The sequence below is a fragment of the Pseudoduganella sp. genome (assembly GCF_041914865.1).
In the GTDB taxonomy this organism is placed as follows: Bacteria; Pseudomonadota; Gammaproteobacteria; order Burkholderiales; family Burkholderiaceae_D; genus Rugamonas.
Genome location: NZ_JAYSCO010000051.1, coordinates 1 through 8,173 on the forward strand (window position 1 = coordinate 1; position 8,173 = coordinate 8,173).

9 protein-coding genes are annotated in these 8,173 nt (G+C 67.8%); 7 read left to right on the forward strand and 2 right to left on the reverse strand.

Translation table 11 applies throughout. From position 1 onward, the window contains the following. Positions 1 to 899, reverse strand: an 899-nt coding sequence (locus ACE3TQ_RS20110; protein WP_374584300.1) for a LysR substrate-binding domain-containing protein, incomplete at its 3' end; no start/stop codon positions are given. Between the two features lie 100 nt (positions 900 to 999). Here ACE3TQ_RS20110 and ACE3TQ_RS20115 point away from each other — a divergent pair. Next, the gene (locus ACE3TQ_RS20115; protein ID WP_374584302.1) at positions 1,000 to 2,226 is read left to right on the forward strand and encodes an HD-GYP domain-containing protein; all 1,227 of its coding nucleotides are present in this window, start codon (positions 1,000 to 1,002) and stop codon (positions 2,224 to 2,226) included. 6 nt (positions 2,227 to 2,232) lie between these two features. Here the strand turns inward: ACE3TQ_RS20115 and ACE3TQ_RS20120 are convergent, their stop codons facing one another. Next, entirely contained in the window at positions 2,233 to 3,279 is a 1,047-nt protein-coding gene (locus tag ACE3TQ_RS20120; RefSeq protein ID WP_374584304.1) for a GGDEF domain-containing protein, read from the reverse strand. A gap of 297 nt (positions 3,280 to 3,576) precedes the next feature. Here ACE3TQ_RS20120 and ACE3TQ_RS20125 point away from each other — a divergent pair, with 297 nt between their 5' ends. From ACE3TQ_RS20125 to ACE3TQ_RS20150, 6 genes are all read left to right on the forward strand, one after another. Continuing rightward, the gene (locus ACE3TQ_RS20125; RefSeq protein WP_374584306.1) at positions 3,577 to 3,753 is read left to right on the forward strand and encodes a Flp family type IVb pilin; all 177 of its coding nucleotides are present in this window, start codon (positions 3,577 to 3,579) and stop codon (positions 3,751 to 3,753) included. Positions 3,754 to 3,802: 49 nt separating this feature from the next. Then, positions 3,803 to 4,243 (forward strand): prepilin peptidase, encoded by a 441-nt coding sequence (locus ACE3TQ_RS20130; RefSeq protein WP_374584308.1) that lies wholly within the window; start codon positions 3,803 to 3,805, stop codon positions 4,241 to 4,243. 66 nt (positions 4,244 to 4,309) lie between these two features. Beyond that, a complete protein-coding gene (locus ACE3TQ_RS20135; protein ID WP_374584310.1) occupies positions 4,310 to 5,599 on the forward strand; it encodes an ATP-binding protein in 1,290 nt (429 codons plus the stop codon). Continuing rightward, on the forward strand, positions 5,596 to 6,465 hold the full coding sequence (gene cpaB, locus ACE3TQ_RS20140; RefSeq protein ID WP_374584312.1) for a Flp pilus assembly protein CpaB: 870 nt from the start codon (positions 5,596 to 5,598) through the stop codon (positions 6,463 to 6,465). Before ACE3TQ_RS20135 ends, cpaB begins: the two co-directional genes overlap by 4 nt. Before the next feature lie 9 nt (positions 6,466 to 6,474). Further along, complete coding sequence (locus ACE3TQ_RS20145) at positions 6,475 to 7,845, forward strand: type II and III secretion system protein family protein (protein ID WP_374584314.1); 1,371 nt, start codon at positions 6,475 to 6,477, stop codon at positions 7,843 to 7,845. After that, on the forward strand, positions 7,842 to 8,168 hold the full coding sequence (locus ACE3TQ_RS20150) for a pilus assembly protein TadG-related protein (RefSeq protein WP_374584316.1): 327 nt from the start codon (positions 7,842 to 7,844) through the stop codon (positions 8,166 to 8,168). Before ACE3TQ_RS20145 ends, ACE3TQ_RS20150 begins: the two co-directional genes overlap by 4 nt. Positions 8,169 to 8,173 lie beyond the last annotated feature (5 nt).

Below are 8,173 nucleotides of genomic sequence, written 5' to 3' on the forward strand. Positions count from 1 at the left end.
CCGCGCTGGCAGAGGTCGGTGGCCACCTGCTGGGTCAGGGCGGCAATCGCGGTGGCGGCGTTGGTCAGGGGGATGTTGCGCGAAGCACACAGCACCACGGTGCGGCTGATGGCCGGGCTGTTGATGCGTACGCTGCGCATATGGCCCAGCTCGATTTCCGCCAGCACCGGGGCCACGGGCAGGATGGTGGCGCCCATGCCGGCCATGATGGCCGATTTCAGGATGGCGATGGAATTGATTTCGATGACGTTGCCAATCACCAGGCCGGCGGCGCGCGCCACGGCTTCAATGCGCGGCCGCACGCCGTGCTGCAGGCCGGGCAGGATCAGGGTGGCGTTCAGGGCTTGCTGCAGCGGGACCGTGTCGCGGTCGCTGAACCAGACCGCGTCGTGGCGGCAGATGAAGCGCAGTTCTTCTTCCGCCAGCGCGGTGGTGGAAAACGGGGTGAGCTGGCCATCGTCGAACAGGATGGCCAGGTTGACGCGGCCGCTTTTGAGCTGTTCCGCCAGGTTGCCGGTCAGTTCTTCGGTCAACTGCAGCGTAATGTCGGGATACTGCTCGCGTGCCGCCGTCAGCAGCGGTAGCGCGAGGGCGCCGGAAATGCTGTGCGGCAGGCCCATGGTCACACTGCCGGACGGGCGGGCCGACTGGGTGACGGCGGAGCGCGCGTCGGCCACCTGCTTGAGGATGGCTTGCGCGTGGTCGTAGAACACCTTGCCGGCGTCGGTGCTGACCACGCCTTGCGCACTGCGGTGCAGCAACTGGGCGCCCAGCTCTTCTTCGAGCTGGCGCAGCTGTTGCGTTAACGCTGGCTGGGCTACATGCAAGACCAGTGCCGCCCGCGACAGGGAACCGTGATCGACGATGGCGACAAAGTAACGCAGCTGGCGAAGTTCCATTTATAAATCAAATACTTTCGTTATGTGAATATTCCACCAAGATAACATTGTGTATACTCATTTTAACGCGCACTAAAGCATATTCATTCGGATTCACCCCATGTTAAAGAAAGTCGATTCCTCCCAGCTCAAGGTCGGGATGTACATTCATGACCTGAGCTGCGATTGGATGACCCATCCATTCGTCCGCAATCGCTTCGTCATTGCCAGCCAGGATGAGATCAACAAAATCATCAAGGCCGGCATCCACGATGTGGTGATCGACGCCGGCAAGGGGCTGGACGTGGAGGATGCGCCGTCGCTGGACGAGGCGCAGGCGGCCACCGAGCGCGAGCTGGAGGAAATCGCCAAGGCGCCATCGCGCATCATCAAGACCTCGCTCGGCGAGGAATTGAAGCGCGCGGCGCAGATCCGCCACCAGGCGGCGGGCGTGGTGAAAAACGTGATGGCCGACGCGCGCCTGGGCAAGGCGATCGAGATCGGCGCCGTGCAGCCGGTGGTGCAGAACATCACGGAATCGATCCTGCGCAATCCGGGCGCCCTGCTGGGCCTGCTGCGCATCAAGACCAAGGATGACTACACTTTCCTGCATTCCGTCAGCGTTTGCGCGCTGTTGGTGGCGTTTGCCAATGCGCGTGGCATGGATGAGGACTTGATCCGCGAAGCGGGCCTGGGCGGCCTGCTGCACGATACCGGCAAGGCCCTAGTGCCGGACGCCATCCTCAACAAGCCGGGCCCGCTGACCGATGAGGAATTTGCCATCATCAAGAAGCATCCGATGGATGGCTACAACATCCTGAAAGAGTCGCCGGAAGTGCCGCAGCTGGCGCTGGACATCACGCGCCACCACCATGAGCGGCGCGACGGGACCGGCTATCCGGACAAGCTGGCGGGCGACGCCATCAGCGAAATCGCGCAGATGGCGGCAATTGTCGACGTGTATGACGCGTTGACGGCGGACCGCTGCTACCACAAGGGCATTCCGGCGGCGGCCGCGCTGCGCAAGATCTATGAGTGGAGCAAGCACCACTTCAACCAGCAGCTGGTGCAGGAATTCATGCGCTGCGTCGGTATTTACCCGGTCGGCACCCTGGTCATGCTGGAGTCGGGCCGCCTGGGCGTGGTGGTGGAGCCGCATGAAACCAACTTGCTGGCGCCGAAAGTGAACGTCTTCTTCAACACCAAAAACAACGTCTACATCAAGCCGGAAACCATCGACCTGTCGCGCGGGCTGGGCTTTGGCGGCGGCGACAAGATCGTCGGCCATGAGTCGCCGGCGAAGTGGCAGGTCGACCCGATGCGTTTCCTGACCCTGGCCGGCAGCTAGGCCGCGTCAGAAGAATTCGGCGGTATCGTTGGATTCGACGGTCTGCAGCAGGCCGCCGCTCACCAGTTCATCGTAGTGGCAGGCCATGTTGCGGCCGTGGCTCTTGGCGTAGTACAGGGCCTGGTCGGCGCGGCCCAGGATGATCACCGGCGCTTCATAGGCGCTGATGCTGACGAAGCCGACGCTGACCGTGACCTTGCCGACCTGCGGGAAATCGTGCTGCTCCACATTCATGCGGAAGCGCTCGATGATCTTTTTCGCATTCTCCAGGGTGGAGGAGCGCAGCAGCACCACAAACTCCTCGCCGCCGAAACGGAACACGCGGTCTTGCGCGCGGAACGAGGACTGCAGCAGGTTGGCGATCAGGATCAGCACCTCATCGCCGTACAAATGGCCGAATTTGTCGTTAACGGCCTTGAAATGGTCGACATCGACCACGGCCAGCCATTGCTTTTCCGTTTCCGGCGGCGAGCGGCGCTCCAGCCCGTCCGGCGGCACCGCCGGCAGGTCGTGCTCGGCCGAGGCTTGCAGCATCTTGGCCAGCTGGTCGTCGAAGGTCTTGCGGTTGAGCAGACCGGTCAGCGAGTCGCGCTCGCTGTAGTCGAGCAGGTTCTGGAAATTGCGGTAGACGCTGACGATGCCACCGATGATGTGGATGGTATCGCTGGTGTAGGGCGTCGGGTTGACGATTTCCAGGCAGGTATCGGCCTTGTCGCCCATCCAGATCGGCAGCCAGAGTGTGTGCTCACCCTCGGGCGACATGTAGTCGGCGCTCGATTCATGGTGCGCCAGGCAGCGCGCCAGGGCCGGCAGGCTGCTGACCGGCTCGCCCGCCAGGGCCGGATCGATATTCTCTTCCATGCGCGCAGGCTGGCCGCGTTCGATCACGGCGCGCGGGCGCACGTACAGCTGGCCTCGTACATTGACGATGCTCAGCACACGTGCCTGCGTGGCGGATGCCAGTTCCGCAACCGCCGAGATCACTGAGATGTCGAGCATCGTGTGATCACGGTGGCCGGTCATGTCCACCATATGTTTCAGAAGGGAATCCATGTGAGTGTCCGGTAACTAGGCGCTCAGTGGTAAAGCAAGGGGCTTTCTAAAGGATAGCTGATCAGGATAAATCTTTTTTGCATTACAGGCAATTGTATTGCCCTGTTTTATGCAAAAACGCGACCTCATTGCAACACAATTTCCACAATCACAGTTTGACATAGAACATCCGCAGGCGAAGAAAAGTTCTGTGCGGAAAGCTTGCGCAAAATCAACTTGTCCGTAGGAATGGCTCCTATAGTAAAGCCAATGGCGCGCAGCCCAGGCGTCAGAGTTTTCCTAGCCAAGGAGATCATCATGAAAGCACTTTCCGCAGTGAAACGTTTCATCAGGGATGAACGGGGCGTGACGGCCATCGAGTATGGCCTGATCGCCGCCGTGATTGCGCTGGCCGTGGCGACCACGATGGACGGCGTCAAGGACGCACTGGAAACGGTGTTTAACGACGTGCGCGACAGGCTGAACGGCGTCTAGCGACCGGCTGGCTACCCGGCGGCGGCCGGGCGGCCAGCCATTTCCCGCCATGTTGAACGGACTCGAACTTATCCTGCTGTGCCTGGTGTGCCAGGCGGCAGCATCGGACCTGGCCTGGCGCCGGGTTCCCAACGTGCTGGTGCTGGCGGGCTTGCTGCTGGCGCTGGCCTTGCACTGGCGCCTGGGCGGCAGCGGCGCGCTGCTGGGACAGGCGCTGGCGGGCGGCGTGGTCGGCCTGCTGCTGTTCCTGCCCATGTATGCGCTGGGCGGCATGGCGGCTGGCGACGTCAAGCTGATGGCCATGGCCGGCAGCTTCGTCGGCCCGGCGCAGGCGCTGCAGCTGGGCGTGCTGAGCGCACTGGCCGGCGGCGTACTGGCGCTGTGCTGGCTGCTGGCGGCGCGCCGGCGCGGCGTGGTGGCGGACGGCATGCCGTATGCGGTGGCGATCGCCATCGGCACGATCGCAACAATCGCGTTGGCGCATCGCTGACATTTGCTCCGCCTCAATATCCAACTGGAAACCCGCGCCTATCATCGGTTGCAACAGGAGGACACCATGATCGATTTTGCAGATGATGAGCAGCCGCTGCTGCCGCCCCCGCCGCGCACCGTGCGCGATACCGGCCTGGAGCCGGGGCTGCTGGCGCAGCTGGTGGGCAAGGCCTTGCTGGGCGCGGGCAAATGCCATTTGTCGCTGCTGACCGGGCGCCTGAAACTGTCGATCAACGTGCTGCGCGAGCTGCTCGACGGCCTGCAGGCGGAGCAGCTGGTGGAAGTGGCCTGGCGCGGCGATTCCGACATCGACATCCAGTACCAGCTGACCGGCATCGGCCGCCAGCGCGCGGTCGAATGGCTGGAGCGCTCGCCCTACGCCGGCCCGGCGCCGGTGCCGCTGGATGCCTGGCGCGCCCAGTTGCAGCGCCAGGCGGTGCAGCTGCCGCCGGTGCTGGCGGGCGACGTGGCGGCGGTGTTCGGCGACGACTGCCTGCCGCCGCGCATCCACGAGCTGGTGGGCGCGGCCATGCACGCCGGCCGTTCGCTGTGCGTGTACGGCCCGTCCGGCAGCGGCAAGAGCACCCTGGCGCGCAAGCTGGGGCGCCTGCTGCAGGGCGTGGTGGCGCTGCCGTATGCGGTGGCGGTGGGCAGCAGCATCATCCAGCTGTACGACGCCGCGGTGCACCTGGCGCCGCCGCCCCTGCCGGGCCGCCCGTCCAGCGCGCGCGGCGGCGATATGCGCTGGCTGCTGTGCCAGCGGCCGGTGGTGCAGCTGGGCGCCGAACTGGATGCGCCGCTGCTCGAGCTGCGCCTGGATGCGGCGGGCGGCTGCCATATCGCGCCGCCGCAGCTGAAAGCCTGCCACGGCCTGCTGATCTTCGACGACCTGGGACGCCAGCGCATGCCGGCGTCCGCCTTGCTGAACCGGCTGGCCACCTTGCTCGATGCCGGCACCGACCAGCTGTCCCTGCCCGGCGGCCACACCTTCAGCGTGCCGTGCCAGCCGGTGCTGGCCTTCGTCACCAACCTGGCGCCGCACACCCTGCTGGACGGCGCGGCGCTGCGCCGCATCGGCTACAAGGTGGGCCTGGGGCCCTTGCCGGAAGCGGCCTACCGCAACCTGCTGCGCCAGCAGTGCCGCGCGCGCGGCATCGAGGCCGACGAGGCGGCGCTGGCCTACCTGGTGGGTGAGCTGCACCGCGGCAGCGGCCAGCCGCTGCTGGCCAGCCTGCCGCGCGAAATCGTGGCGCGCGTGGCCGAATTCGCCGGCTTCGCCGGCACGGTGCCGCGCCTGAACCCGGCCACGCTGGACCAGGCCTGGTCCAGCATCTTTGCCGATGGTGTCGCATGAAAAGCCGGCGCGCCCTGCTGATGCTGGCGCTGGCCGGCGTGCTCGGGCTGGCGGCCGTGCTGCTGGCGTCGCGCTGGCTGCTGCGCCAGGCCACGCCCGCCACCGTGCGCATCGTGGTGGCGGCCAGCGATGTCGGCCTGGGCCAGCGCCTGGCGCCGGAAATGATGACGCTGGCCGAATGGCCGGCCGGCAGCGTGCCGGCCGGCGCCCAGCGCGAACCGGGCGGACTGGCGGGGCGGGTGCTGAAGGCCAGCGTGCAGCGCGGCGAAGCGCTGACGGCGGCCAAGCTGGCGCCGCTCGGCACCCTGGGCGGGCTGTCGGCCCTGATCGCGGAGGGCAAGCGCGCCATCACCGTGCGCGTGAACGACGTGGTAGGCGTGGCCGGCTTTGCGCTGCCGGGCAACTATGTCGACATCCTGGTGCATGCGCAGGCCGTGGGCGCCGGCGGCAGCGAACCGGCGCTGTCGAAGATCGTGCTGGAGCGCATCCTGGTGCTGGCGGTGGCGCAGGAGGTGGCGCGAGACGACACCAAGCCGCGCGTGGTCAACGCCGTCACGCTGGAGGTGACGCCGGAGCAGGCCGAGCGCCTGGACCTGGCGCGCGGCGTCGGCACCTTGTCGCTGGTGCTACGCAACCAGGTCGACCCGCGCCCGGTGGCCACCGTGGGCGCCACCCGCGCCAGCGTGCTGGGGACGCCGCCGGGGGCACCGCCGGCGCCGGCCCTGGCGGCGGCACCCGCGCTGGCGCAGGCGCCGCGCCGCGCCGGCCCGCCTGCTGCGCCGCATCCGCCCCCATCGGCCGCCACGCCGGCACCGTATTGTATCGGCGTCATCGACGGTAACCGCAGCAGCAAGGAATGCCTGTGAGGAGCCGCCATGCGACCCAATCCGACCCGCCTGCTGGCCCGCGCCAGCGCCCTGGCCGCCGCCGCCCTGCTGGCGCCGGCCCTTAGCGAACCCCTGCGCTGCGGCGGCGCCCCGGCGGCGCCCGGCAAGCTGGCGCTGGAGCTGGGCAAATCGACCCTGATGCGCCTGCCCGAGCCGGTGAGCGGGCGCAGCATCGGCAACCCGCACGTGCTGCAGGCGACGCTGGTAGCACCCGACACGCTGTACCTGGTGGGCGCCGACATCGGCAGCACCAACCTGATCGTGCAGGGCAAGGGCGGCGCCTGCAGCGTGGTGGAAGTGGCGGTCGGGCTGGACGTGGCGCCGCTGCGCGCCAGCCTGGCCGAGCTGCTGCCGCAGGAGCGCGCCATCAAGGTCAGCGCCGCCGCCGACGCCATCGCCCTCAGCGGCAGCGTGAGCGACGGCGCCACCCTGGCCCAGGTGCTGGACCTGGCGCAGGCGTTCGTGCGCCAGGCGCCGCAGCCCCTGGCCAAGCGCGACGGCGCGGCGCCGGCGCCGGCCAGCGGGCCGCGCCTGGTCAACCTGCTGGCGGTGAGCGCGCCGCAGCAGGTCAAGCTGGAAGTCAAAGTGGCGGAAGTGTCGAAGACCCTGCTCGACAAGCTGGAAGCCGGCCTGTCGCTGCGCCACGCCAGCGGCAGCTGGAGCGCCATGGTGCTGGCCGACTTCCTGAGCGGCATGCTGGGCGCGCGCCTGCAGCTGGCCAAGTCGAACGGCAGCAGCCTGACCATCGACGCCGAACGGCAGGATGGCCAGGTGCGCATCCTGGCCGAGCCGACCGTCATGGCGATGAGCGGGCAGGAGGGCAGCTTCCTGGCCGGCGGCAAGGTCATGGTGCCGGTGGCGCAGGACAATAACCGCATCACCCTGGAAGAGAAGGAATTCGGCGTCGGCCTGAAGTTCACCCCGACCGTGCTGGCCGGCGGCCGCATCAACCTGAAGGTGGCGCCGGAAGTGTCCGAGCTGTCGCGCGACGGCGTCGGCGTCAGCAGCGGCAGCCTGGCGTCGCGCGCCATCTTCCCCCTGATCACCACGCGCCGCGCCAGCACCACGGTGCAGCTGCAGGATGGCCAGAGCTTCGCCATCGGCGGCTTGATCCGCCACACCCAGGTCAACAGCATCAAGGGCGTGCCCTTCCTGAGCGAGATCCCGGTGCTGGGCGCGCTGTTCCGCAGCACCGATTTCCAGAACGACCGCAGCGAACTGCTGTTCGTGATCACGGCCCACCTGGTCAAGCCGGAAGGCGAGGCGGCCGCCCTGGACGGGGCGGCGGCGGCGGCGGCGCAGGCGCGCTACCGCAAATCGTTCGGCGAGCCGGCGCCGGAGGCGGGAGCGCGCAAATGAGGCGGCATGGCACGCGGCCGCGCCAGCGCGGCGGCATCGCCACCCTGTTCGCGGTGACGCTGCCGCTGGTGGCCGGCATGGTCGGCCTGGCGCTGGAGTTCGCCGTGCTGTTCCAGCGCCAGGCCCAGTTGCAGCAGGTGGCCGACGCGGTGGCGCTGATGGCCGCGCAGCAGCTGAACGGCACCAGCGGCGGCATCAGCCAGACCCTGGCGCGCGCCTACAGCCTGACGGCGGACCGGCCGCTGCGCGGCGTCGGCCCCATCGTATTCTCGTCGGGGGGGCGGGGGGTTGGCCGCGCGCCCGCCCGCCCCCGGGGGGGGTGAGCCCC